Origin of the sequence: Pseudomonas sp. XWY-1 (genome assembly GCF_002953115.1) — a bacterium.
Classification (GTDB): Bacteria; Pseudomonadota; Gammaproteobacteria; order Pseudomonadales; family Pseudomonadaceae; genus Aquipseudomonas; species Aquipseudomonas alloputida.
In genome coordinates this window covers 1,484,289-1,506,851 of sequence record NZ_CP026332.1, presented here as the reverse complement: position 1 = coordinate 1,506,851, position 22,563 = coordinate 1,484,289, and the positions used below count along the sequence as shown (strand labels likewise).

Genomic DNA, 22,563 nt, shown 5'->3' with positions numbered 1-22,563 from the left:
ACATGTTTTATCACACTACTTTTAGACACCTCAATCATCTCCGCTTCCGTGTGCAATCCCACCAGTTTCACCTAGAGAAAGCAGATGACCTATGCGTCTAGAGGCCAGCTTCATGTTTTCAACCAAGGACGGAACGTCACAGTCTTCCTTCCGGTACTGCGGTATCGTCGCAGAGATTGAGCCGGCAACCTGCCCATCGATGAAGAACGGAACGCCGATACCAAAGGCGCCGAGAACCCGTTCGCCGTCACCCACCGACCATCCTCGATCCCTGATTGACTGAAGATCAGCCCGGAGCTTGGAATGGGAAGTTATGGTTGCCTCGGTGAACCTCTCAAGCTTCAAACCATCGGCAAAATCTGCCGGCAAATGGGCTAGCACAGCTTTGCCTGCGCCCCCCGCATACAGCGGGACATCTACCCCAGTTTCCAGCTTGTAATGGATAGGCCGCCAACCTTGAATAACCTCAAGGAACTGGGCTTTGGAAGTAGCCCCGTCAAACGAGAGGTACGCAATTGTCTCTCCCGTTTCCTTCACGAGAGCGTCAACGATGGCCTTGCAGAGTTTCACCGGAGAGTAGGTTTCATTGCTCAGCAGCGCAGCCCATTGGTACAGACGGGCACCTGGATAGATCACCTCTCCATCAATGTGTATCAGGCGTTCCAGAGTGGCAGAACCAATGATTTTCTTGGCAGTTGCCGCATTGCATTGCAACTGAGCAGCCATGCCCAATCTGCACCTGTAACCATTTGGCTCTGCGCAGGCCAACTGCAGCAGCCCCTCTAGCCGGGCGACGATAGAACTGTCGCCATCGTTGATAACCTCACGACCGAAGCTGTCAGACACCCCAAATTCCTGTGATAGCCGGTCGGCTATCTCATTGAGGGTGGCCCGGGCAGAGTCCCGAACCTTGGCATCAATACTCCCAAGATCGTGAAGCGACACCAAGATCAGCAACCCCGGAGCCAATTGCCTCACCACCATCGAAACAGCTGGGGGAAACTCGGTCTCGGAAATGCCCTGCGGCGGTTCAATCGATGATTGACCAGGTGAGATTTCATCTGAAGAGGGATGCTGTCGAAGGTACTCACTGAACGCTCTGCCGATGTCTCCGAACTCCAAGGGGAAAGGATTTCCGCTCTTGGGCCTGAAGAACAAAGTGGCCGGGGCCTCGCCACAGTGCAGGACGTAGTAACCATTCAAATGCGGCGCATACACCGACAACAAGGCCGCCTGCTTTGCACCCTCCGCCAGGCCGTCGAGGAGATGCCGAGCTCTCTCCAACAGACGACTGCGATGATTTAAAGCGTGCATTAGCACCCTGAAGCGAGGCCCCACTCGATACTTTCCGACCCCATCCTCAACCGCAAAATCTCGGTCAACCAAAGCCACCAAGATGCGATTGATGGTGCTCCGGCTTTCACCTAGGTCACTAGCCAGCTCTCTGACGCCCCACGCTTCACCATCCGCTCGTCTGACCAGAGCATCCAGCACTTCAATCAATCGACCGTGACTGGACGTAGCTGCGGGGGCTTTGGGAGCCGCATTTTCAGTGGGCGCGTTAGGCATTTAATCGACTTGCTGAGCATCGGGAAGGCCCCATTTTGTGCCGGTTTAGCGCTGCAGAGCAATCGCCGCCTGTTGACAACCAGGCTGAACGCGAGGATTCTTCAAAAAACAAAACAGGACACTGTCCCATTTTTTAACAATGGACGTGATCCACAAAGTGGAGTGACCTATGAATAACAACAATACGTTGACGGAGTCCGTCGCCATGCCTGAGCCTGGAATCGAACGTAAGACGAAAGCCAAGAAGGCCACTGCGGCAGCCGTCTTTGGTACGTTCGTTGAGTATTACGACTTCAGCATCTACGGATACCTTGCTGCCACCCTTGCTCTGGTCTTCTTTCCTTCGGACGATCCGACAACAGGGTTGCTCAACACCTTCCTGGTCTTCGGCTCGGCATTTCTTGTCCGCCCGATTGGCGCAGTAGCGTTCGGCTGGCTCGGGGACAAGGTAGGACGTCGAGCAAGCCTGATTGCGAGCATCACCCTGATGGGGGCTGCCGCGACACTCATCGGCCTGTTGCCTGGCTATGCGCAAATCGGCGTCTGGGCCCCTATTCTCCTCGTTGCACTTCGCATGCTGCAGGGCTTCTCTGCTGGCGGTGAAATCGGCGGCGCGGCCAGCTACATCCGTGAGTGGGCTCCAGCCAATCGTCGCTCGCTGTACATTTCCTTCCTGCCGTCGATTGCACAGTTCGGTAAAGGGCTCGCCGCAGCCATCGCCGGTCTTGCAGCTGCATGGCTGACCGACCCGCAGATGGCTGATTGGGGTTGGCGTATTCCTTTCCTGCTGGCTCTGCCGCTCGGCATCATTGGCCTGTGGATGCGCCTTGGGATCGAAGACAGCCCGGAATTCGAATCGAAAAAAACCGACGCGAACAAAGAACACAGCGCACCTTTCGCTGAGCTCGTGCGTGATTACATGCGCCCGCTCACCAAGGTCATGATGATCTCCCTGGTGCAGAACATCGGTACCTACATCGGCACTGTCTTCATCGCCGCGTACTTCAGCTCAATCTTGGGCTACTCGAAGGGTCAAGCCTCCACCATCGTTCTGGTAGCAGTCAGCTTCGCAGCCCTGATGATCCCGCTGGCAGGTCACCTTGGCTCGATCATCGGCAGCAAAGCCGTGCTGCGCCTGGCCTACCTCGGCTACGCAGTTCTTTCCGTCCCATCGTTCCTCCTCATGCAGCAAGGCCAGGTCAGCATGGCTATGGCTGGACTGGCCCTGGGAATGATCCCTTACGCGCTGTGCCTGGCCGGCACCTACTCGGTCATGCCTGAGTTCTTCCCTACCCACGTTCGCCATACCGGCGTCGCGTTTGGCCACAGCGTTGGTGCCGTTATCGGCGGCGGCATTGGGCCTTTCATGGCCACCTGGCTAATCGGCGCGACCGGTAACCAAACGGCACCCGCTTTCATCCTGAGCTGTGCCGGTGTTCTCGGCCTGATCGTGTTGTGGACTGTCCGCAACCAAGCTGCCGCCGACGACAAAAAACATCAATTCGCCTGAGTACAACAGCATGTCTCTCATTTACGTCACCAGCCCCATTCACGAAACAATCCTCTCTCGCCTTTCGGATCTCGGAGAGGTTCGTCTCGGCTACGGCCCAAATGCCGTTGCGTATGAAGAAATCCGAAATCAGGTTGATGCCGTGTTTCTGCGTGGTGGCCACATCAGCGCTGAAATGATCGCAGCCTCGCCGAAGCTGCGAATTGTTGCTCGCCATGGTGCCGGCTATGACAACGTCGACTACAAAGCAGCCGCCGACCACGGCGTCTGGGTCACGAACACTCCTGGTGCAAACCAGCGCAGCGTGATCGAGCATGTCTTCGCGCTGCTCTTATCGCTGTGTCGCAAGCTGCCGCTGGCATCTGAGCAAACCCGCAACCGGGTCTGGGCAGAAGACCGCCTCTCGCTGACTGGCATCGAGCTCGAAGGACGTACATTGGGCCTGGTGGGGTTCGGCAACATTGGCTCCAGCGTTGCACCTGTAGCTGAGGCCTTCGGTATGAAAGTGATCTTTACCGACCCGGCCATCGACCCGAGCTCGGACAGCCGTTGGGTGGACTTTGACACCCTTCTGTCCACGGCGGATGTCGTCAGTCTTCATGTCCCGCTGCTGGAAACCACTCGCAACCTGATCGGCGTACCTGAGTTCGCCAAGATGAAAGATGGCGCAATGCTGATCAACACCAGCCGTGGCGGTGTTGTGGACGAGCAAGCACTGGTCGACGCACTGAAGAGCGGAAAGCTGGCGGGTGCAGGTGCCGACGTCTTGGCCGCCGAGAACATCGACATGATCAAGCCATTCGACCATGACACGCCAGACATCGCGAACACGCCCAACCTGATCGTCACTGCCCATGTCGCCGGCCAGACCGATGAGTCGCTGTTGCGCGTTGGCATGAGCGCACTGGAGGCGATTGCCGCCGTGCTCAAGGGCCAAGCACCTGCCCACCCGGTCAACCAGCCTGCGCCGAAGTCGTTCAGCTAAGCCTATTTACGAAACTGGAGGTATCCAATGTTCATCAATGTGTCCGATGAGTCGATCAGTGTAAACGCCACTTGGGAGCGAGCTGACCTGGCGTTGATCGAGGAAATCTCGCATTACCCAGTGGCACTCATCGGCGACGTACTCAACCGCATGGGCATGATGGCGTCGGCCATTCGCCACACCGCTGGCAAGCCTGCATTCTTCGGCACCATCTTGCCGCTGAACACTCGCGAGGGTGACAACCTTGCTATCCACCGTGCGTTGGACGAAGCCCAGCCAGGAGATGTGCTGGTCATCAACGGCAACGGTGAAGTGAACCGCTCAGTGTTCGGTGATCTGCTCGGGGAGATTTGCCTAGCCAAGCAGGTTGCAGCGGTCGTCATTGACGGCGCGGTGCGTGACATTGAAGAGCTCGACAGCATGGGGCTGCCTATCTATGCCCGCGCGGTGAACCCAGCCGGCCCCTCGAAATGGGGCCCAGGCCAGGTAGGCGTTCCAATCGCCTGCGGCAACGTCGTTTGCTACCCAGGCGATGCCATTATCGGTGACCGCGACGGCATCATCGTGGTTGCTCGCAGCCTGCTGCCGACCTTGGCTGAGAAGGTGAAACTCCAGGACGGCTACGAGAACAACTTCCGCGAGAAAGTACGGGCAAGCGTGCGTTAAACGCACATTGCCCTTGCAGGTAGTGGCCTCCCACGCCTCGGCACAGCGATGTCGAAGGGCCGCTACCTACCCCCAATTTCGGCAGACTGTCCATACTCCTTTCGAGTTTCCCTTCTTTCCAAGCTTCAGCCAGAGGATCTGGAACATCCATACAATTAGCTGAGAATGGAACAGAATGATGCTTTGACGTATGAGGACGTAGCTGGTGGATCTCAAACAACTTGAATGCTTTGTTCGCGTCGCCGAGTTCGGAGGTTTTACAAAGGCATCGGCGACGCTAAATCTCTCCCAGTCAGTGGTGAGCAGGCAGGTTCGCCAACTAGAGGTCGAGCTCCAGCAACACCTGCTGCAGCGCAACGGACGGGGCGTGACCCTTACTCCGGCAGGAGCTCGGCTTTTTGAACACGGACAAGGCATCCTGCGGCAACTCCAAGTTGCCCGAGAAGACCTGCAAGAACAGCGGGACTCACCCAACGGCAAAGTAGTAATCGGCTTGCCGCCTAGCATCGCTCGGCGCCACACGGTAGGCATCGTTACAGAGTTTCAGAGACTATTTCCAGGATGCGCACTAGGAATCAAGGAAGGGCTTTCTCACTCGATGAGGGAATGGTTGCTGTTGGGTCGGCTCGACTTCGCACTGCTGTACAACCCTGCTCAAAACTCACAGCTCAGTTTTGAGCCTGTTCAGTCTGAACCGCTTTGGCTCGTCAGCTCGGCCAACATGCCACTACCCGCTGAGGTTGAGCTCAGTACCCTAGGCGACTATCCACTAATCATCCCCAGCCAACCTCACTCATTGCGCAGACTCATCGAATCAGAGGCCGCGAGATACCAAGTTGAATTGAATGTGAGACTGGAAATCGACGGAATATTCTCCCTCCTTGATTTGGTTGCCATTGGCGCGGGGCACGCTGTTCTGTCCCAAGTGGCGCTCGAAGGGCCTTACGTTCCCCCTGGCTTGCATTCTGCTCCTATCGTGAATCCCACGATCAATACTCACCTTTTCGTGGCTACTGCTAACCAGAGGCCACTGACGAGGCTGGCTGCCCTGACCCTTGGGATGGTGAGGGGTCAGATGGGATAACCAGCTATGCAGAATCCACATAACTGCTAGTAGGGTATCTCGATTGTTGCATGACTCATATCCCGCGAAGATGTCTCCAGCTTCCTATAAAAACAGCCATCGGAGACCAGCCATGAAAAGCTGCCTGCCCCCTGACCCATCTCCTAGCAAACCTCAGCAATCCCTACCTGCAGGTTCTTGGGATGCGCACTGCCATGTGTTCGGCCCGGCGAAAGATTTTCCCTATTCGGAAGATCGCAGCTATACACCACCGGATGCGTCATTCTCGCAGCTACTCGACCTGCATGATCATCTAGGTTTTGATCGAGGTGTAATTGTCCAAGCCAGCTGCCATGGCACAGACAACACCGCAATGCTGGATGCAATCGGTCGCAGCGCAGGTCGTTATCGTGGTGTTGCAATCATCAGTGGTACTGAAACCGACCGACAGTTGGCCGAGATGGACGCTGGGGGTGTTCGCGGAGTACGTTTCAACTTCGTAGCCCACCTCGGTGGCGCCCCCGACCTGGAAGTGTTTGACAGAGCACTCGAACGAATCGAACAGTTCGGCTGGCATGTCGTTCTGCATCTGGATGCCCAAGACATCGTTACATATGCAGATCGTCTGGAACGCATCAAGGTGCCATTCGTAATTGATCATATGGGGCGTGTCAAAGCACAGGATGGGCTTGACCAAGCACCTTTCCGTGCACTGGTCGAGCTGATGGAAAATCCTCTTGCTTGGGTCAAGGTATGCGGGGCTGAACGAGTATCGGCTGGGCGTAAACCTTTCGATGATGCGATCCCATTCGCCATGGCGCTGATTGAGACCGCTCCAGAACGTGTTCTGTGGGGCACTGACTGGCCTCATCCCAACATCAGCAAAGATATGCCAAATGATGGAGGGCTTGTTGATCTAATGCACCGATTCTGCCCCGATGATTCGACGCGCCGGAAGCTTCTGATTGAAAACCCCTTAAAGCTGTACGGGCGCTGATTCTCAGCGTTCGACCACACCAACTCCAAAAACAATTAGGTAGTGGAATCGTTATGAACACATCACCCGAAGCGACTCACCAGGTTGCGCAAACTAAACCCGCAGCTCGAACCCGACAGCCCTTCTACAAAGCGATGTACTTCCAGGTCTTAGTGGGTATCGTGTTGGGTGGTATCGTCGGACATTTCTGGCCCGACTTTGCTGCCTCGCTGAAGCCTCTTGGTGATGCTTTTATCAAGCTCATAAAGATGATTATCGGCCCCGTGGTTTTCTGTACCGTAGTCACCGGTATCGCGGGGATGCAAGACTTGAAGAAGGTTGGCCGCGTTGGAGGTAAAGCACTCATTTACTTTGAAATTATCTCCACACTTTCTTTGATAATCGGGCTTTTAGGCGGTCATTTATTCAATCCAGGCGCCGGATTTCACGTCAACCCAAACTCTCTAGACGCGTCAGCAGTCACCGGTTTCGCCGAAAAAGCACAGCACCTGGGTGTAGTTGAATTCCTCTTGGGCATTATTCCAAACACCTTCGTTTCAGCACTAGCCGATGGAAACATACTGTGTATTCTTTTGATCTCAGTGTTGTTTGGCTGTGCGCTTTCCGCCATGGGGGATAAGGGCAAACCGGTGTACGCTATGATCGAAGGTGTATCAGGCGTGTTCTTCGGCATTGTTCATATCATCGCGAAACTTTCAGCAATTGGAGCATTTGGTGCCATTGCATTTACTGTTGGTACCTACGGGGCAGCGTCGCTACTACCTCTGCTTAAGCTTATCGCGAGCTTCTATATTCTCTGTATATTTTTCATCGTACTCGTATTGGGCTTCGTAGCTCGGGTATGCGGCTTCAGCATTTTGCGCTTTGTATCCTTTATCAAGGATGAATTACTGATCGTACTGGGCACAAGCTCCTCAGAGGTTGTCTTGCCCCAGATCATGGAAAAGATGGAACGCCTCGGATGCTCTAAGTCAGTAGTTGGGCTAGTGATTCCAACGGGTTACTCTTTCAACTTAGACGGTACCAATATCTACCTTACGATGGCGGTATTGTTCATTGCCCAAGCGTTGGATATTGAGCTCACCTGGGGACAACAACTGACTCTGGTGATTGTGGCCATGCTCAGTTCAAAAGGTGCTAGCGGTGTGTCCGGTGCTGCATTCGTGATGCTGACCAGTACGCTTCTTGTAATACCGGTAGTACCGGTCGCCGGAATGGTGTTGATCTTAGGTATTCACCGGTTCATGGGTACAGGCTTGGCGATGACCAACTTGGTTGGTAATGGTGTCGCTGCCCTCGTGGTATCTGCTTGGGAAAAGGAGTTGGATCGGGACAAGCTGAACCAGGAACTCCACTCACGTAAAAGCTGACAACCTTCCTGATAGTTTCATGGCTCTGCTTGCAGAGCCTTGGATTTCTGCGCCCTGGAGAAAATAATAATGAATTCCAAAATGCGCTACGCCATCTTACTTGCAGGTAGCACCTCCGTTTCACCACTGCTTGCTGCCGGCTTTTTTGAGGACAGCAAGTCACGTCTAGACATCAGAAACTTTTATTACAACGGTGATTTCCGTGAGGGTACCGCAGTTTCTAAGCGAGAAGAATGGGTGCAAGGATTCCTGTTGCAGTACGAATCCGGCTTCACTCAGGGGAGTGTAGGTATTGGCGTGGATGCTCTTGGATACCTAGGCATCCGTCTGGACTCAAGTGCTGATCGAACTGGCAGTGGGCTCGTACCGACCACAGCATCAGGTAATGCTGCTCATGATTACTCCAAAGGTGGGGCAACGGCAAAGGTTCGGGTGTCCAAAACCGAATTACGCTATGGGACTGCTCTCCCAAAAGTTCCAGTTCTGCAGTACAACGGCAGTCGCCTCTTCCCCCAATACTTTCAAGGTACACAAATCAGCTCCTCCGAATTAGAGGGCCTTACGGCAAATGTGGCACAATTCAACCGTACAACTGCACCTGATTCTACCGACCAACAACACATAGCATTGGCAGCTAAGAACGGTCGCTACCCGGCTGTCGGCATTGGTGATCACTTCCGCTACGGCGGGCTAAATTACAAAATCACCCCAACACTAACTTTAAGTTACTACCATGGCGAGTTGGAAAACGTCTACGAACAAAACTTCCTGGGTATAAATAATCGCCAGAAATTCGGCCCAGGGATCCTGGAAATAGATGTCCGCACATTCATAAGTGATGAGGCAGGGGATGCAAAGGCTGGAGGTGTGGACAATCAAACATATACTGGCCTGATCAGCTATTCTCTTGACAGCGGTCACAGCCTCCTTGCCACCTATCAGCATCTAGAAGGAGACACCGGTTTTCCATATATAAACAACCCATACCTGCCAAACTATGTTCAATATCATGACTTCGGAGAGGCGGGAGAGAGAAGCTGGCAACTTCGATACGGTTATGATTTCAAGCACATTGGATTAAAGGGGCTAAGTTTATTCACGGACTACATTCACGGTTCTCATCTGAATAAGCGAGGCGGAGGTGCCGAATGGGAGCGTGACATTGACATGACCTACGAGATCCCTGGGGTCAATGGGCTAACACTTAGATGGCGCAACGCAACCTATCGCAGCGACATTAATCGTGACATCGACGAGAACAGGCTGATCCTCAATTACACAATCGCACTCAAATAAATTTTAATTATAATCAATAGGTAAACCATGAGCCAGAAAACTAACAAAACCGCCCTCGTAGTCAGCGCACACTCAGCAGATTTTGTTTGGCGTGCGGGGGGGGCAATTGCTCAGCACGCTGCCAATGGCTATTCAGTCCATATCGTGTGCCTTTCATTTGGCGAACGAGGTGAATCAGCCAAATTGTGGCGTAAAGGAGAAATGACAGAAGATAGAGTCAAAGCCTCACGGCGATCTGAAGCACAGGCGGCTGCCGACATATTGGGCGCGAGCGTCGAATTCTTCGACATCGGCGATTATCCGATGAGAGCTGACAAAGAGGTTCTGTTCAGGCTCGCGGACGTATTCCGTCGAATCCAACCAGAGTTCGTGCTCAGCCATTCAATTAAAGATCCTTATAACTACGATCATCCTTTGGCTATGAACCTAACCCAAGAGGCACGCATCATCGCTCAAGCCGAAGGCTACAAACCAGGAGAAAAAATAGTTGGTGCCCCGCCCGTCTATGCCTTTGAGCCTCATCAGCCAGAGCAGTGTGATTGGCGTCCAGACACATTTTTGGATATCACTGACGTTTGGGATAAAAAGTACGCCGCTATTCAGTGCATGGCTGGACAAGAGCACCTTTGGGAATACTACACCCGTGTCGCGCTCCAGCGTGGCGTCCAAGCCAAGCGTAACGTCGGAATTACCAGTTCCCGCAATATTATTTACGCAGAAGGGTACCAAAGTGTATTTCCTCGCGTGACGGAGAACTTGGCATGAACACTCTGATCGGTAAAACCGGCATTGTAGTTCGTAATATCCAACGAGCAGAACTTGACTCAATCGACGCTCTGGGCCGGTTAGGCGTAGCGACTGTACATGAGGCTCAAAACCGGAAAGGTCTGTTGTCCAGCAAAATGCGGCCCATCCAACAAGGGACAAGCCTCGCTGGCTCCGCTGTGACTGTTCTCGTAGCTCCTGGCGACAATTGGATGTTTCATGTAGCCGTAGAGCAGTGTCGGCCTGGTGACGTACTTGTAGTTTCCCCGAGTTCTCCCTGCACTGATGGCTACTTTGGCGATCTACTTGCCACATCACTTCAAGCTCGTGGAGTACGAGCCCTGATTGTTGATGCAGGAGTCCGGGACACCCAGACGTTACGCGACATGGGGTTCGCAGTTTGGGCTAGAGCCATCAATGCACAAGGCACTGTCAAGGAAACACTCGGCTCAGTGAACCTCCCAGTTATCTGTGGCGGACAGCTTATCAATCCAGGTGACATCGTAGTCGCAGATGATGATGGCGTTGTCGTGGTACGTCGTGATGAATGTGAAAGCACTCTAGTAGCTGCAGCCGAACGCGCTGGCCTAGAAGAGGAAAAGCGTCTGCGGCTAGCCGCAGGCGAGCTAGGCCTTGATATCTACAAAATGCGTGAGCGGCTCGAGGCCAAGGGATTGCGTTACGTAGACAATATCGAAGACTTGGAGGGTTAATATGAATCAGACTCGTATTCCATGTGTACTGATGCGCGGGGGTACATCTAAAGCAGCATTTTTTCTTGACGACGACCTGCCATCTGATGATCAACTACGGGATCAGGTTCTTTTACGCGTCATGGGATCCCCAGACACGCGGCAGATTGATGGAATAGGCGGAGGAAACTCCCTTACAAGTAAAGTCGCCATTATAAGAAAGTCATCTCGACCAGGGGTAGACGTTGACTACCTTTTCGCACAAGTACAGCTTGATGATAAGCGTGTAGATTTTGGTCAAAATTGCGGGAATATACTTTCAGGAGTTGGCCCGTTCGCGATTGAACGCAAATTAGTGATCGCTCAAAATAATATTACTCCAGTCCGTATTTTTATGGAAAACACGGGACAAATTGCCATTGCTCATGTACCGACTTCCAACGGCATGGTGCAATACCTAGGTGATGCACGCATTGATGGCGTACCTGGTACCGCCGCATCCGTGATCGTCGAATTTGAAGATATTGCAGGCTCAAGCTGTGGATCGCTTCTTCCAACAGGCAATGCCGTAGATACGTTTGAGGGGATTCGCGCCACTTGTATCGACAATGGAATGCCAGTTGTACTCCTCAAGGCGACCGATCTAGACTGCAGTGGATATGAATCTCCAGAGCAACTAGAAAGCGACATTAATCTAAAGAAAAAAATTGAAGCCATACGATTACAGGCTGGCCCAGCAATGAATCTTGGCGACGTTAGCGAACGAACAGTCCCTAAAATATGCTTGATTGCAGCCCCTAAGCACGGGGGTGCAATCAGTAGTCGAAACTTCATCCCTCATCGTTGCCACAGTTCAATCGGTGTGTTTGGCGCGGTAAGTGTTGCAACGGCATGCCTTATAAATGGCTCTCTTGCACATGAAATTGCTGAAATCGATAACTCTACAGACCTACATATTTCAGTTGAACACCCAACCGGGGAACTAACTGTCAATCTGCGTCACAACAGCGGTAGCATTTTAGGTTGTGGTTTGCTGCGAACCGCACGCCTGTTATTCGAAGGTTTCGTCTGCATCCCTTCTACACTATGGGCCCCAGAGAAAAATGAGGAATAACAATGGAAATCAAAACTTTAGGTTTGATCGGATTTGGAGAAGTCGGCGGAATATTAGCGACTGAATTGTCCAATCAAGGTGTGAACATTAAGATTTACGACAAGTTGATGAAAAGAGCCTCAAGCCGAAGTGCACTTACTGCTAAGGCCCAGCACTTAAATGTTGAACTGTGTGAGTCTGCCATAGACGCTGCCGCAGGTGCTCAGCTCATTATTTCCGCAGTGACAGCCGGATCTGCTCTAGAGGCCGCAGTAAAGCTTTTCCCACATCTACACCCTGGCCAAATATTCATGGATCTAAACTCGGTGTCACCTGCAACAAAGCGTGCAGCCTATGAAGCCGCTTCACGATATGGCGTAGAGTATATCGATGCCGCTGTGATGGCTCCAGTCCCTCCCAAGCGACTCCAAACGCCGATCTTGTTAGGTGGCGCTCAAGCGCTCAAGCTCAAGAAAGCCCTCGAAGAACTTGGCTTCAATGTACGAACAGTGGCTAACACAATTGGGGTAGCCTCTGCTATCAAAATGTGCAGAAGCATAATCATCAAGGGCCTGGAAGCTCTGACTACAGAATGCATGTCTACTGCAAGGCAGTATGGGGCAGAAGAGATAGTTCTAGCCTCACTTCATGAAAGCTTCCCTAGCTTGGGTTGGAATAAAGAACTCCCTCATTATCTCATCAGCCGTGTCGCAGAGCATGGGCTAAGACGTGCTGAGGAAATGGACGAAGTGGCCAGAACCTTATCTGAAGTGGGTATTGCCCCGGAAATGACCCTAGCTATTGCTGCCACACAACGCGCCTTTGCTGACGCATTAAGCTCGAAAGGTATTGGGTATGCCACCTTAGAGCCCTTTGACTGGATGCTGGCGGTCGATAAGATCTACAGTTCCTAAGCGTACAACAATCTAGCCTTCAAACACCTTGGAAAAATAAAATTTGGCATGCGCAAGCATAGTTATAAAATCCAAAACACCACATAGAGAGACTCAATATTTTTGGAGAGCCTATGAACTCAAAAACTTATTACTTAATCTCTTAGTAATATTTCCGCATATCCTCAGGTGGCGCTGTAATACTTAAGTAAGAAAAAATTTCTTTTCCAGAATTTCTAATTCCATGCTGCATCCCTGGAGGGGTAATGACAACATCACCTGATGAAATAGTATGACAGACTTCACCAGCTAGCAGCAATTCAGCCGTCCCTGCCTGCACTACCCATATCTGCTCAGAAACCGAATGGGTATGCACCTCCGATACTGCCCCCGGAAGCATCGTGACAGAAGTTATGGTCACCTGCGAATTAGGAGAATTTTCTAAAGATACTAACTGCTTCGACTTCTTCCCACCGGCTTCAAGTACAACAGCCTTACTGCTAGGAATTATCTTCACTGCCATAACTACCCCAAGTAGCCCTTTATAGAACACCCTAAAACATACTAAGCTAAATTTGTTAGACTATCAAGTCAACTCCCGAACGGAGGCGGATAAGGCACTAATCGACTGAAAATCTTGGCACATTTAGACGGATAAGAACATCTCTCATCGCACGGTGGAGGTTCATCGCGGTCGGTTGATGAAAAAGCTCAAGGCCAAAAATAGCGCTGAGCTAGTGACCAAAATAATCGTGTTGAGCTAACGCAGCAAAACCTCCCAACCATGCTGCCCATCTGAGGGGCGCGGCGGATGATGCTCCACCACTCATCATCCGCCCCGCATTGTAAACTGATCCAATTCGTAGCTTCAGCACTGCACTTACAGTTTTATAGTAGGGGGATCGTATAGCTCAGGATCAGTCTGTTTTGATCTTGGTTTCGAGAGGCTTCGCTATGCGACTTCCCGTTGAGCCAGGCCACCCCCCAATGTCATCAACTTTGGAAATTATCCATAAATATCATATAATTAGCGCTCAAATCAGTGCATGGGAGAAGCCCTTTTGACTACCTATACCGCATCGCTTGACACCGCCAGCCAAACCCTGGCTTGAAAATTGTACAAAAAATAACCAGTCCGCTCGATTGTCCCGCCTTCATCGCCGCCCACCGCCAGAATCCTCAAGACTTTACCCGCCGACGCCAGCTCACCTTCAAGAACCTCGTCCTGTTCCTGCTCAATCAGCCACGCACGGCCCTGCAAACCGAACTCGATCAGTTCTATCGCGTACTCAATCAGGCGTCGACTGAGACGCAAATGGTCACTGCGCAGGCCTTCTGCAAAGCGCGCAAAAAGCTCAACCCCGAGGTATTTGAAAGTCTCAATCGCCTCCTGCAGCAACAAATTGACTGCTTCGGGCTGCGCCAGAAGTGGCGTGGGCTGAGGGTGCTCGCGGTGGATGGCTCGACCGTGCATTTACCCCTGGAGTCGACCATGGCGACCTTCTTTGGCAGTCACTCTGGCTTTCCCATGGCTCGCTTGTCCACACTCTACGAAGTCGCTGACGGTCAAACCTTGCATAGCCTGATCGTGCCCCTGACAGTCGGTGAGCGCGACTGTGCCCATCTGCACCTTGAGCACCTGCCGGCTGGCAGCCTGACGCTGTTTGACCGTGGTTACCCTGGGCACTGGTTATTCGCGCTGTTCGCGCAGCAACAGCGGCACTTTCTGATGCGCCTGCCCTGTGGCTATAACGCTCAGGTCAAAGCGTTTCTACACTCTGGCCAAGTTGAAGACACACAGCTTTTCGTGGCCAACCATCCTGAAGCACGTCTGTTCTGCTCCGAGGCTGGCGTTGATCCTGCCAGCCAGATCGAGCTGAGACTGATCCGGGTCGAGTTGGCCAACGGCGAAAGCGAAGTATTGCTGACCTCGCTGCTGGATCGAGAAGCCTTTCCCGCTGAGGTGTTTGCCGAGCTTTACCACCGCCGCTGGGGCATCGAAACCGACTTCCGTCGCCTCAAACAAACCCTGACGCTGGACAACTTCAGCGGCCGCAGCGTGACCGCTGTAAAGCAGGACTTTCATGCCGCTCAACTGTTGAAGAACCTGGCGCTGTTGATGCAGCACCTGCTACAGCCGGTCATCGAACAGCGCCACAAAGGTCGCAAGCTGCGATGGAAAGTCAACTTCACCCAAGGCGTGTCACGGCTCAAAAATACCCTGGTCGAGCTGCTGGTGCGGCACTGTGCTCAGGGGCTGAGCAATGTGCTGGCCTTGATGGCTAAAAGCCTCAGTGCCGTACGCTCAGGCCGTAGCTTTGCGCGCCAACGCAAACGCGCAGCCAGCCGAGGTTGTGAGGGCTACAAACCGACGCGCTGAAGAAACACCACAGCCCAACCTCCGTCCAAAAAAAGCTGGCCACAAGCGGTCGGCATAGGCTCGTCCGGAGGACGAGAAATCTCGCCTAGACAGCCGGAACAGACGATGATCACATCACCGCCAGCCCAGTTAGACCGCGTGATTGAGCGGCAGAGGCCTGGTCATCGCTCGACGGCCATGGCGGCTGGCTGCTTCGGGGGGCTTGTCTTGGGCAGGGCTGCAGCTTAGGTTGATGACATTGGGCCACCCCCAGTCCCTTGAGAAAACCGGACTGAACAGCGTAATCAACGATGAGATCCCGCTCCCACTCTCGAAGGTCGTTGCCGCTATCCGTTTTGATATCGTCGCCCTTAAGGTATGTCAGCGATGCCTTGAGACCTGGCACACCTAAGGAAACTCCGAACAAGTTGCTCATCAGTCGGAAATGGGCGGCTTAGGGATGCCGAAAAGCCCGCTTTTCAGTCGCTGATTATTGGATAACCAAGGCAAAGCCTTGGTTATCTGGACTCACGGGCGCACCTCTCCCGCAGCAGGCAATAATTGCCGGCGCACCATCCACAGATTCGACAGGGCAAACAGCGTGGTCAGTTGCGCCGTGTTCTTGGCCAAGCCGCGAAAACGAGTCTTTACATAGCCGAACTGGCGTTTGATCACCCGGAACGGGTGCTCCACCTTCGCACGCACTTGCGCCTTGGCCTTTTCGATCTTGCGCTTGGCTTGGTAGAGCACGCTGCGTTTGCTCAAGTGTTTGTAGGTGCTGCGGCGGGCAGCGACCTGCCATATCACCTGCCGTCCCTCGTGTTCTGGCCGCTTTTCCACGCCTGTGTAACCCGCATCCGCACACGCGACATTCTCTTCGCCATACAATAGCTGAGCGACCTCCGTCACGTCAGCTACGTTCGCGGCGGTGCCATGAACGTGATGCACCAGACCCGATTCAGCATCCGCGCCGATGTGGGTGGGGATTCCATGCGCACTTGGACACCCAGTCCACGCTGACTTGGACACTCATTCCACGGCCACTTGGACACTCATTCCACGGCCACTTGGACACTGATTCCACAAGCACTTGGACAGTGATGTTCCACTGATCCGATCCATGCTCAGGCAGGCAGCAACGCAGGATTATTCACTACCATCGACCTCTTTTCTCGAAGCGAAGAGGTCATCGTGGAGCGTATATCCATGCGTAAAATCCGAGAGGTACTACGTCTAAAGTTCGACGCTGGCCTGTCCGTGCGCAAGATCGCCGCCAGCCTGCGCATCAGTAGCGGCAGTGCGGGCAATTACTTGCACCGTTTCAACGCTTGCGGGCTGAGTTGGCCGACATTGTTATCGGATGCCGAACTGGAGCGATGCCTGTTCCCTCCAGCACCAACAGTTCCCAGCGATCAACGTCCGATGCCTGACTGGTCTTGGGCGCATGCCGAGTTACGCCGCCCCGGCGTCACTTTGGCCCTACTCTGGCAGGAATATCGACTCGCTCACCCGCAAGGCTTCCAATACAGCTGGTTCTGCGAGCACTACCGCCTCTGGGCCGCCAAGGTCGACGTTGTCATGCGCCAGGAGCACCGTGCCGGCGAAAAGCTGTTCGTCGATTACGCCGGACAGACCGCGCCCATCATCGACCGACAGACCGGTGAAATCCGTCAGGCCCAGATCTTCGTCGCCGTCCTCGGCGCGTCCAGCTACACCTTTGCCGAGGCCACCTGGTCGCAGAAACTGCCCGACTGGCTGGGCTCGCACGCCCGCTGTTTTGCTTTTTTCGGCGGCACATCGCAGATCCTGGTGCCCGATAATCTGCGCAGTGGCGTCACCAAGGCGCATCGCTACGAGCCGGACATCAACCCCAGTTACCGCGATCTCGCCGAGCATTACGGCGTAGCCGTACTGCCCGCGCGTTCGCGTAAACCCAAGGACAAAGCCAAGGTTGAAGTGGGTGTGCAAGTGGTCGAGCGCTGGATCCTGGCAGTGCTGCGCAACCGCCAGTTCTTCTCGCTCGGAGAACTCAACACGGCAATCAGCCTGCTGCTCGAACGCCTCAATCAAAAGCCCTTCAAGAAGCTGCCCGGCTCACGCCGCTCGGCCTTCGAGACCATCGACCAACCCGCACTGCAACCGCTACCAGAACATCCGTATGTCTACGCCGAATGGAAAAAGGCGCGGGTGCACATCGACTATCACGTCGAGGTCGAGGGCCATTACTACTCGGTGCCGTACCAGCTGGTGAAGCACCAACTCGAAGTGCGGCTAACCGCTAAGACCGTCGAGTGCTTCCACGCCAACCAGCGGGTGGCCAGTCACCTGCGCTCGCTGCACAAAGGCCGCCACACCACCCAAACCGAGCACATGCCCAAGAGCCACCGGGAGCACGCCGAATGGACACCGCAACGGCTGATCCGCTGGGCCGAGCAGACCGGGCCTAACACCGCTGGCGTTATCGCCTACATCCTTGAGCGCCGAATCCATCCTCAGCACGGCTTCCGCGCCTGCCTGGGCATCCTGCGCCTGAGCAAGCAGCACGGCGAAGAGCGGCTGGAAGCCGCTTGCCAGCGAGCGCTGGCACTGGGCGCGTGCAGCTACAAAAGCCTTGAATCGATCCTGCGCCAAGGGCTGGAAAAGCTACCGCTGTCCCAGCAAAACCTGCCGCTACTGCCCGACGAACACATCAACCTGCGCGGCCCTGGCTACTACCACTGACCTGAAAAAGGAGCACCAAAATGCTGCCCAACCCGACACTCGACAAGCTGCAAACCCTGCGCCTGCACGGCATGATCAAGGCGCTGAGCGAGCAACACGCCACGCCCGATATCAATGATCTGAGCTTCGACGAACGCCTCGGCCTGATGGTCGACCGCGAGCTGACCGAACGTGAAAACACGCGTCTGAGCAGCCGCCTGAAACTGGCACGACTGCGCCATAACGCCTGCCTGGAAGACATCGATTACCGCAGCCCACGCGGCCTGGACAAGTCCCTGATCCTGCAACTGGGCAGCGGCCAATGGCTGCGCGACGGCCTGAACCTGATCATCGGCGGCCCAACGGGCGTAGGCAAAACCTGGCTCGCCTGCGCGCTGGCTCACAAGGCCTGCCGCGACGGTTACAGCGTGCGCTACCTGCGCTTGCCGCGCTTGATGGAGGAGCTGGGCCTGGCTCACGGCGACGGCCGTTTCGCCAAACTCATGGCCGGCTATGCCAAGACCGACCTGCTGATCCTGGACGACTGGGGCTTGGCGCCGTTTACCGCTGCGCAGCGGCGCGACATGCTTGAACTGCTGGACGACCGCTACGGCAACCGCTCGACGCTGGTCACCAGCCAGATGCCGGTGGACAAATGGCATGCGCTGATCGGCGACCCGACCTTGGGCGATGCGATCCTCGACCGGCTGGTGCACAACGCTTATCGGATCGAACTGAAGGGCGAATCGATGCGCAGACGCGCAACGAAATTGACGGCGACAGAGACTTCAGACTAACAATGCAAACCTGCGTCGCTGCGCTCCGACTGCCTGTCCAAGTGGACGTGGATCAGGTGTCCAAGTGAGCATGGAACGAGTGTCCAAATGATCGTGGGCTGAGTGTCCAAGTGTCGTGGAATCCGCAATGTGGGCCTTCATGCCGAAATAGTACTGGTTGCCCTTCTTCGTTTGATGCATTTCAGGATCGCGCTTGCCTTCCTTGTTCTTGGTCGAACTAGGCGCGTGGATGATGGTAGCGTCGACAATGGTGCCCTGGCGCAACGACAGGCCCTTGTCTTGCAGGTAATTGTTGATGGTTTCCAGAATGCCGGCCGCCAACTGATGCTTCTCCAGCAGGTGCCGGAAGTTCATGATCGTCGTGTCTTCGGGGATCGGAGCGCTGAGCGTCAGACGAGCGAACTGGCGCATCGAAGTGATCTCGTACAGCGCCTCTTCCATGGCGGGATCGCTCAAAGAGAACCAGTTCTGCAGCAGGTGAATGCGCAGCATGGTTTCCAGAGGATAAGGCTTGCGGCCACCGCCAGCCTTAGGGTAATGCGGCTCGATCAACGCCACCAACCCGCTCCACGGCACCACCTGTTCCATCTCGGCCAGGAAACGCTCGCGACGGGTTTGCTTGCGCTTACCGGCGTACTCGAAATCGGAAAAGCTCATCTGACTCATGGGATGGCGGGCTTGTAGAGGGCAGTTGGACGGATGGCTATTTCAGCACAGGTCAGATGGCCTGTGCTGACTTGTTCGGAGAATCCCTAGCTGTGTTTTATTTGACGACCGGTTTAGAGATTACGATAGCCATTTCGATCTCACTTTTAATATCTGCCGCATTAGTGAGCATCTTAAAGAACAGAATCAAGCATACTGCCGGAAACATGCAGCGAAAGCGACTTGATGCGCTATTGTCCATTGAGCTCACTTGGGACTCAGCGACCTTAGGCAGCCGAAAAATGAAAGCAGATAGCTTTGAGTCTTTAGAAAAAAAAGCGCGTTCGTATTTTGGCGAAGTAAATAGATACGTTTTACTAGAACAGTTCATTGCATGTTTGCCTATTGCTCTTGCAACCATTATTGTAGCCGCGACCATTCAGACTCCAAACATCATCACTGCCGCAAACGTAGGCGCTTTGGTGGCAATGCTACCACGAAGCTTGCAGGTATTCGGGAACATTCACTCCTTGAGCATTTATTTTAGTCAACTCCTCTTGGTTCGTACTAAAATGAGAAATCTTTACCGTTTCGCTTCCGAACTTGAAAAGCATGAAAACCTTTCTTCCATGAACTTGAGCAACATCAAGATTGAAGAATGCAGCTCCTCTCAGAGCATTACGCCTTCCGAACTGTTAGACCAACTAAAAAACGGATCGACAACAGTGGGTCGCTATCTACTTAGCGGAAATAATGGATCAGGAAAATCCTCCTACCTTAAACGAATTAAAGCTGCTGTGCATGACGCTCTCCTGATGACGCCCGAGGCGCAATTTATTAAGCTGGAAAACAACCTTTCCACGGGTGAGCGAAGATTGTTACAAATTGAGAAAGTTTTGTCCGCACCACCGCCAATCGTAATGCTAGACGAATGGGATGCCAACTTAGATTTAGATAACATTAGCCGCTTCAATGCTATTCTGGATTCGGCGGCAAAGAATATTGTGGTTATTGAGGCCAGGCATAGACGCTAAACTTCAGCTCCCATGGAGATTGCATCCAAAAACAAACGTGTAAAGCCAGCGCCCTTTTTTCAGCGTATTCACAGCGATGTTTCTACTGTTTCACCACCACCACGGTGTGGGCGGATTACGAACGCATCCAGGGGGATATCTTCGACTACCTGCTGGCGGTGTTGCCGGAGTTTGGCTTGAGCTTGTACCAGCAGCCCAGTGGCAATGACATGCGGGTGGGTTTGGCGGGGCGTTCAGCCCAAGAGCCATTGCCTCGTCGCCTGGAAGAAATGAGCGAGGCTTGAGATTGCCGGGGCTGCCGTGCAGCCCCCGGATCAAAGGGCGCGTCAGGCCTTGCCGGCCAGCGGTGCCTGTGCGCGCCCACCCAGGCGGCTCAGCCACACCGACGCCAGGATGATCCCCCCGCCGATGAACAGCCGCCCCAGCGGCTCGTGCTGGTTCCAGATCAACAGGTTCAGCAGCAGCCCCACCGGCACATGCAGGTTGTTCATCACCGCCAGCGTACCGCCAGAAACCAGGCATGCACCTTTGTTCCACCAGTACAGCCCCAGCGCCGTCGGACACAGCCCCAGGAACAACAGCACCAGCCATTGCACGTCAGTGCTCGGCAAGTGCTGGGTATTGCCGAACAACAGGAAGGCCGGCAGCACCACCAGCAAGGCACCGAGGTAGAAGTAACCGAAGCGGGCGTAGTGTGGCAGGTCGCTGGGGTGGCGAGCGACCAGGTGACGGTACAGCACCTGGCCGGCAGCGTAGGTGAAGTTGGCCAGTTGCAGCAGCAGGAAGCCGATGAAAAACTCGCCGCTGATGCTGTCGAAGCGGATCACGGCAGCACCGGCCACGGCGACCAGCGCGGCCACCAGCGCCCAAGCGTTGAAGCGCCGGTTCAGGGCATCTTCGATCAAGGTCACGTGTAGCGGCGTCAGGATCGTGAACAGCAGCACCTCCGGTACGGTGAGCACGCGGAAGCTCAGGTACAGGCAGACATAGGTGATGCCGTACTGCAGCGCGCCAATCAGCAGCATGGAACGCATGAAGCGTGGCTCGACCTGGCGCCAGCGGGTCAGCGGCAGGAACACCAGGCCGGCCAGCAGCACCCTGGCGAGCACTGCGAAATAGCTGTCGACGTGCCCGGCCAGGTACTCGCCGATCAAGCTGAAGGAAAACGCCTGGATCAGCGCGACGATTATCAGGTAGCCCATGGTTGCCTCTCGTGAATCAATGCCGCGACCTTAGCGGGTTGCAGCGAATGAGTTCAACCATGAGGAATGTAGGGGCTGTACCGGCCTCTTCGCGGGCACGCCCGCTCCCACAGGGACCGCAATGGCCTTTGTAGGAGCGGGTTTACCCGCGAAGAGGCCGACATTGGCGACCTCAAAACCCCAGGGCATAAAAAAGCCCGGCCATACAAGCCGGGCAGGTACACCCAAAGGAGCAAAAACAGGTGTCAGGTTTGGGAATTCGTGAAGCCTCAGGCCACCGCTGCCAACTTGGCCTTGGCTTGGTTGACGCCCTTCTCGTGGAACTCGCCGCTCATGTTCAGGCCTTCGGCATGGATGAAGTCGACATCGTGGATGCCGATGAAAGCCATCACCTGGCGCAGGTACGGTTCCTGGTGGTCACTGCTGGCACCCGCATGGATGCCGCCGCGGGCAGTCAGGACAATGGCGCGCTTGCCGGTCAGCAGGCCTTGCGGGCCGGTCGGGGTGTATTTGAAGGTGATGCCGGCACGCAGCACATGGTCCAGCCAGGCTTTCAGGGTGCTGGGGATGGTGAAGTTGTACATGGGCGCAGCCATCACCAGTACGTCGGCAGCCAACAACTCATCCGTCAGTTCGTTGGAACGGGCCAGGGCCTCCAGTTCGGCGGCGCTGCGCTGTTCTTCGGGCTTCATCCAGCCACCCAGCAGGTTCGCGTCCAGGTGGGGAACCGGGCTTACTGCCAGGTCGCGCACAGTGATCTGATCGGCCGGGTGAGCGGCCTGCCATTGCTGAATGAAGTCCTTGGTCAGCTGACGGGAAACGGAATCCTGCTGGCGGGCGCTGCTTTCGATGATCAGTACGCGGGACATGGGGGTGCCTCCATCGGCAAAAAAGGGTGCGATTCGATGGAGGTGAGATTAAGGCTTG

19 protein-coding genes and 5 pseudogenes are annotated in these 22,563 nt (G+C 54.5%); 17 read left to right on the top strand and 7 right to left on the bottom strand.

Annotated features, from left to right (window positions below):
- Positions 1–30: 30 nt before the first annotated feature.
- Positions 31–1,494: an IclR family transcriptional regulator C-terminal domain-containing protein gene (locus PRJ_RS07180; RefSeq protein ID WP_041168349.1), complete on the bottom strand. Its 1,464-nt coding sequence runs from the start codon at positions 1,492–1,494 to the stop codon at positions 31–33.
- 244 nt (positions 1,495–1,738) lie between these two features.
- Between PRJ_RS07180 and PRJ_RS07175 the strand changes: the two genes are divergently transcribed.
- The 11 genes from PRJ_RS07175 (at position 1,739) to PRJ_RS07125 (ending at position 12,920) form a co-directional block, all read left to right on the top strand.
- Positions 1,739–3,079, top strand: a complete 1,341-nt coding sequence (locus tag PRJ_RS07175; protein WP_012051544.1) for an MFS transporter — start codon at positions 1,739–1,741, stop codon at positions 3,077–3,079.
- 10 nt (positions 3,080–3,089) lie between these two features.
- Positions 3,090–4,064 carry a hydroxyacid dehydrogenase gene (locus PRJ_RS07170; RefSeq protein WP_012051543.1) on the top strand — a complete coding sequence of 325 codons (975 nt, stop codon included), beginning with the start codon at positions 3,090–3,092 and terminating at the stop codon, positions 4,062–4,064.
- A gap of 27 nt (positions 4,065–4,091) precedes the next feature.
- Entirely contained in the window at positions 4,092–4,730 is a 639-nt protein-coding gene (locus PRJ_RS07165) for an RraA family protein (RefSeq protein WP_012051542.1), read from the top strand.
- Between the two features lie 205 nt (positions 4,731–4,935).
- A complete protein-coding gene (locus tag PRJ_RS07160; RefSeq protein WP_012051541.1) occupies positions 4,936–5,814 on the top strand; it encodes a LysR family transcriptional regulator in 879 nt (292 codons plus the stop codon).
- A gap of 112 nt (positions 5,815–5,926) precedes the next feature.
- Positions 5,927–6,790, top strand: coding sequence for an amidohydrolase (locus tag PRJ_RS07155; RefSeq protein ID WP_012051540.1), 864 nt, complete (start codon positions 5,927–5,929; stop codon positions 6,788–6,790).
- A gap of 53 nt (positions 6,791–6,843) precedes the next feature.
- Positions 6,844–8,160, top strand: a complete 1,317-nt coding sequence (locus tag PRJ_RS07150; RefSeq protein WP_012051539.1) for a dicarboxylate/amino acid:cation symporter — start codon at positions 6,844–6,846, stop codon at positions 8,158–8,160.
- Positions 8,161–8,241: 81 nt separating this feature from the next.
- Positions 8,242–9,456: an OprD family porin gene (locus PRJ_RS07145; protein ID WP_256597939.1), complete on the top strand. Its 1,215-nt coding sequence runs from the start codon at positions 8,242–8,244 to the stop codon at positions 9,454–9,456.
- A gap of 27 nt (positions 9,457–9,483) precedes the next feature.
- Entirely contained in the window at positions 9,484–10,221 is a 738-nt protein-coding gene (gene galB, locus PRJ_RS07140; protein ID WP_104961009.1) for a 4-oxalmesaconate hydratase, read from the top strand.
- Positions 10,218–10,934, top strand: a complete 717-nt coding sequence (locus PRJ_RS07135; protein ID WP_012051536.1) for a bifunctional 4-hydroxy-4-methyl-2-oxoglutarate aldolase/4-carboxy-4-hydroxy-2-oxoadipate aldolase — start codon at positions 10,218–10,220, stop codon at positions 10,932–10,934. The genes galB and PRJ_RS07135 overlap by 4 nt, the downstream gene beginning before the upstream one ends.
- A 1-nt stretch (position 10,935) precedes the next feature.
- Positions 10,936–12,027 (top strand): 4-oxalomesaconate tautomerase, encoded by a 1,092-nt coding sequence (locus tag PRJ_RS07130; protein WP_012051535.1) that lies wholly within the window; start codon positions 10,936–10,938, stop codon positions 12,025–12,027.
- Between the two features lie 2 nt (positions 12,028–12,029).
- On the top strand, positions 12,030–12,920 hold the full coding sequence (locus PRJ_RS07125; protein ID WP_012051534.1) for an NAD(P)-dependent oxidoreductase: 891 nt from the start codon (positions 12,030–12,032) through the stop codon (positions 12,918–12,920).
- A gap of 142 nt (positions 12,921–13,062) precedes the next feature.
- Here PRJ_RS07125 and PRJ_RS07120 read toward each other — a convergent pair whose 3' ends face one another.
- Entirely contained in the window at positions 13,063–13,422 is a 360-nt protein-coding gene (locus tag PRJ_RS07120) for a cupin domain-containing protein (RefSeq protein WP_012051533.1), read from the bottom strand.
- Positions 13,423–13,561: 139 nt separating this feature from the next.
- Between PRJ_RS07120 and PRJ_RS07115 the strand changes: the two are divergent.
- Positions 13,562–13,663, top strand: a pseudogene (locus PRJ_RS07115) (LuxR C-terminal-related transcriptional regulator); the annotation flags it as partial.
- A 344-nt stretch (positions 13,664–14,007) separates the two neighbouring features.
- Positions 14,008–15,279 carry an IS4-like element ISPa1635 family transposase gene (locus tag PRJ_RS07110; protein ID WP_104961008.1) on the top strand — a complete coding sequence of 424 codons (1,272 nt, stop codon included), beginning with the start codon at positions 14,008–14,010 and terminating at the stop codon, positions 15,277–15,279.
- A 109-nt stretch (positions 15,280–15,388) separates the two neighbouring features.
- Here the strand turns inward: PRJ_RS07110 and PRJ_RS30635 are convergent.
- Both PRJ_RS30635 and PRJ_RS07100 read right to left on the bottom strand, forming a co-directional pair.
- A pseudogene (locus PRJ_RS30635) lies at positions 15,389–15,673 on the bottom strand (OprD family outer membrane porin); the annotation flags it as partial.
- 113 nt (positions 15,674–15,786) lie between these two features.
- Positions 15,787–16,248 (bottom strand): annotated as a pseudogene (locus PRJ_RS07100) (IS5 family transposase); the annotation flags it as partial.
- Positions 16,249–16,464: 216 nt separating this feature from the next.
- Here PRJ_RS07100 and istA point away from each other — a divergent pair.
- Complete coding sequence (gene istA, locus PRJ_RS07095; protein WP_034000381.1) at positions 16,465–17,979, top strand: IS21 family transposase; 1,515 nt, start codon at positions 16,465–16,467, stop codon at positions 17,977–17,979.
- A 20-nt stretch (positions 17,980–17,999) separates the two neighbouring features.
- Entirely contained in the window at positions 18,000–18,755 is a 756-nt protein-coding gene (istB, locus tag PRJ_RS07090; protein ID WP_034000379.1) for an IS21-like element ISPre4 family helper ATPase IstB, read from the top strand.
- 99 nt (positions 18,756–18,854) lie between these two features.
- On the opposite strand, the pseudogene PRJ_RS07085 reads toward istB, so the two are convergent.
- Positions 18,855–19,421 (bottom strand): annotated as a pseudogene (locus PRJ_RS07085) (IS5 family transposase); the annotation flags it as partial.
- Positions 19,422–19,702: 281 nt separating this feature from the next.
- Here PRJ_RS07085 and PRJ_RS07080 point away from each other — a divergent pair.
- On the top strand, positions 19,703–20,434 hold the full coding sequence (locus tag PRJ_RS07080; RefSeq protein ID WP_256597938.1) for an ABC transporter ATP-binding protein: 732 nt from the start codon (positions 19,703–19,705) through the stop codon (positions 20,432–20,434).
- A gap of 83 nt (positions 20,435–20,517) precedes the next feature.
- Positions 20,518–20,718, top strand: a pseudogene (locus tag PRJ_RS07075) (mechanosensitive ion channel family protein); the annotation flags it as partial.
- A gap of 42 nt (positions 20,719–20,760) precedes the next feature.
- Here the strand turns inward: PRJ_RS07075 and PRJ_RS07070 are convergent.
- Together PRJ_RS07070 and PRJ_RS07065 are read right to left on the bottom strand one after the other, a co-directional pair.
- Complete coding sequence (locus PRJ_RS07070) at positions 20,761–21,636, bottom strand: carboxylate/amino acid/amine transporter (RefSeq protein WP_003254607.1); 876 nt, start codon at positions 21,634–21,636, stop codon at positions 20,761–20,763.
- A gap of 269 nt (positions 21,637–21,905) precedes the next feature.
- Positions 21,906–22,505, bottom strand: coding sequence for an FMN-dependent NADH-azoreductase (locus tag PRJ_RS07065; RefSeq protein WP_003254608.1), 600 nt, complete (start codon positions 22,503–22,505; stop codon positions 21,906–21,908).
- Between the last annotated feature and the right edge of the window lie 58 nt (positions 22,506–22,563).

Bases quoted from the DNA above. Each gene is read 5' to 3' on its own strand.
- PRJ_RS07130 (WP_012051535.1), top strand. From the start codon at position 10,936: ATGAATCAGACTCGTATTCCATGTGTACTGATGCGCGGGGGTACATCT.
- PRJ_RS07065 (WP_003254608.1), bottom strand. From the start codon at position 22,505: ATGTCCCGCGTACTGATCATCGAAAGCAGCGCCCGCCAGCAGGATTCC.
- istA (WP_034000381.1), top strand. From the start codon at position 16,465: ATGCGTAAAATCCGAGAGGTACTACGTCTAAAGTTCGACGCTGGCCTG.
- PRJ_RS07080 (WP_256597938.1), top strand. From the start codon at position 19,703: ATGAAAGCAGATAGCTTTGAGTCTTTAGAAAAAAAAGCGCGTTCGTAT.
- PRJ_RS07165 (WP_012051542.1), top strand. From the start codon at position 4,092: ATGTTCATCAATGTGTCCGATGAGTCGATCAGTGTAAACGCCACTTGG.
- PRJ_RS07175 (WP_012051544.1), top strand. From the start codon at position 1,739: ATGAATAACAACAATACGTTGACGGAGTCCGTCGCCATGCCTGAGCCT.
- PRJ_RS07070 (WP_003254607.1), bottom strand. From the start codon at position 21,636: ATGGGCTACCTGATAATCGTCGCGCTGATCCAGGCGTTTTCCTTCAGC.
- istB (WP_034000379.1), top strand. From the start codon at position 18,000: ATGCTGCCCAACCCGACACTCGACAAGCTGCAAACCCTGCGCCTGCAC.
- PRJ_RS07150 (WP_012051539.1), top strand. From the start codon at position 6,844: ATGAACACATCACCCGAAGCGACTCACCAGGTTGCGCAAACTAAACCC.
- PRJ_RS07135 (WP_012051536.1), top strand. From the start codon at position 10,218: ATGAACACTCTGATCGGTAAAACCGGCATTGTAGTTCGTAATATCCAA.
- PRJ_RS07120 (WP_012051533.1), bottom strand. From the start codon at position 13,422: ATGGCAGTGAAGATAATTCCTAGCAGTAAGGCTGTTGTACTTGAAGCC.
- galB (WP_104961009.1), top strand. From the start codon at position 9,484: ATGAGCCAGAAAACTAACAAAACCGCCCTCGTAGTCAGCGCACACTCA.
- PRJ_RS07125 (WP_012051534.1), top strand. From the start codon at position 12,030: ATGGAAATCAAAACTTTAGGTTTGATCGGATTTGGAGAAGTCGGCGGA.
- PRJ_RS07170 (WP_012051543.1), top strand. From the start codon at position 3,090: ATGTCTCTCATTTACGTCACCAGCCCCATTCACGAAACAATCCTCTCT.
- PRJ_RS07145 (WP_256597939.1), top strand. From the start codon at position 8,242: ATGCGCTACGCCATCTTACTTGCAGGTAGCACCTCCGTTTCACCACTG.
- PRJ_RS07155 (WP_012051540.1), top strand. From the start codon at position 5,927: ATGAAAAGCTGCCTGCCCCCTGACCCATCTCCTAGCAAACCTCAGCAA.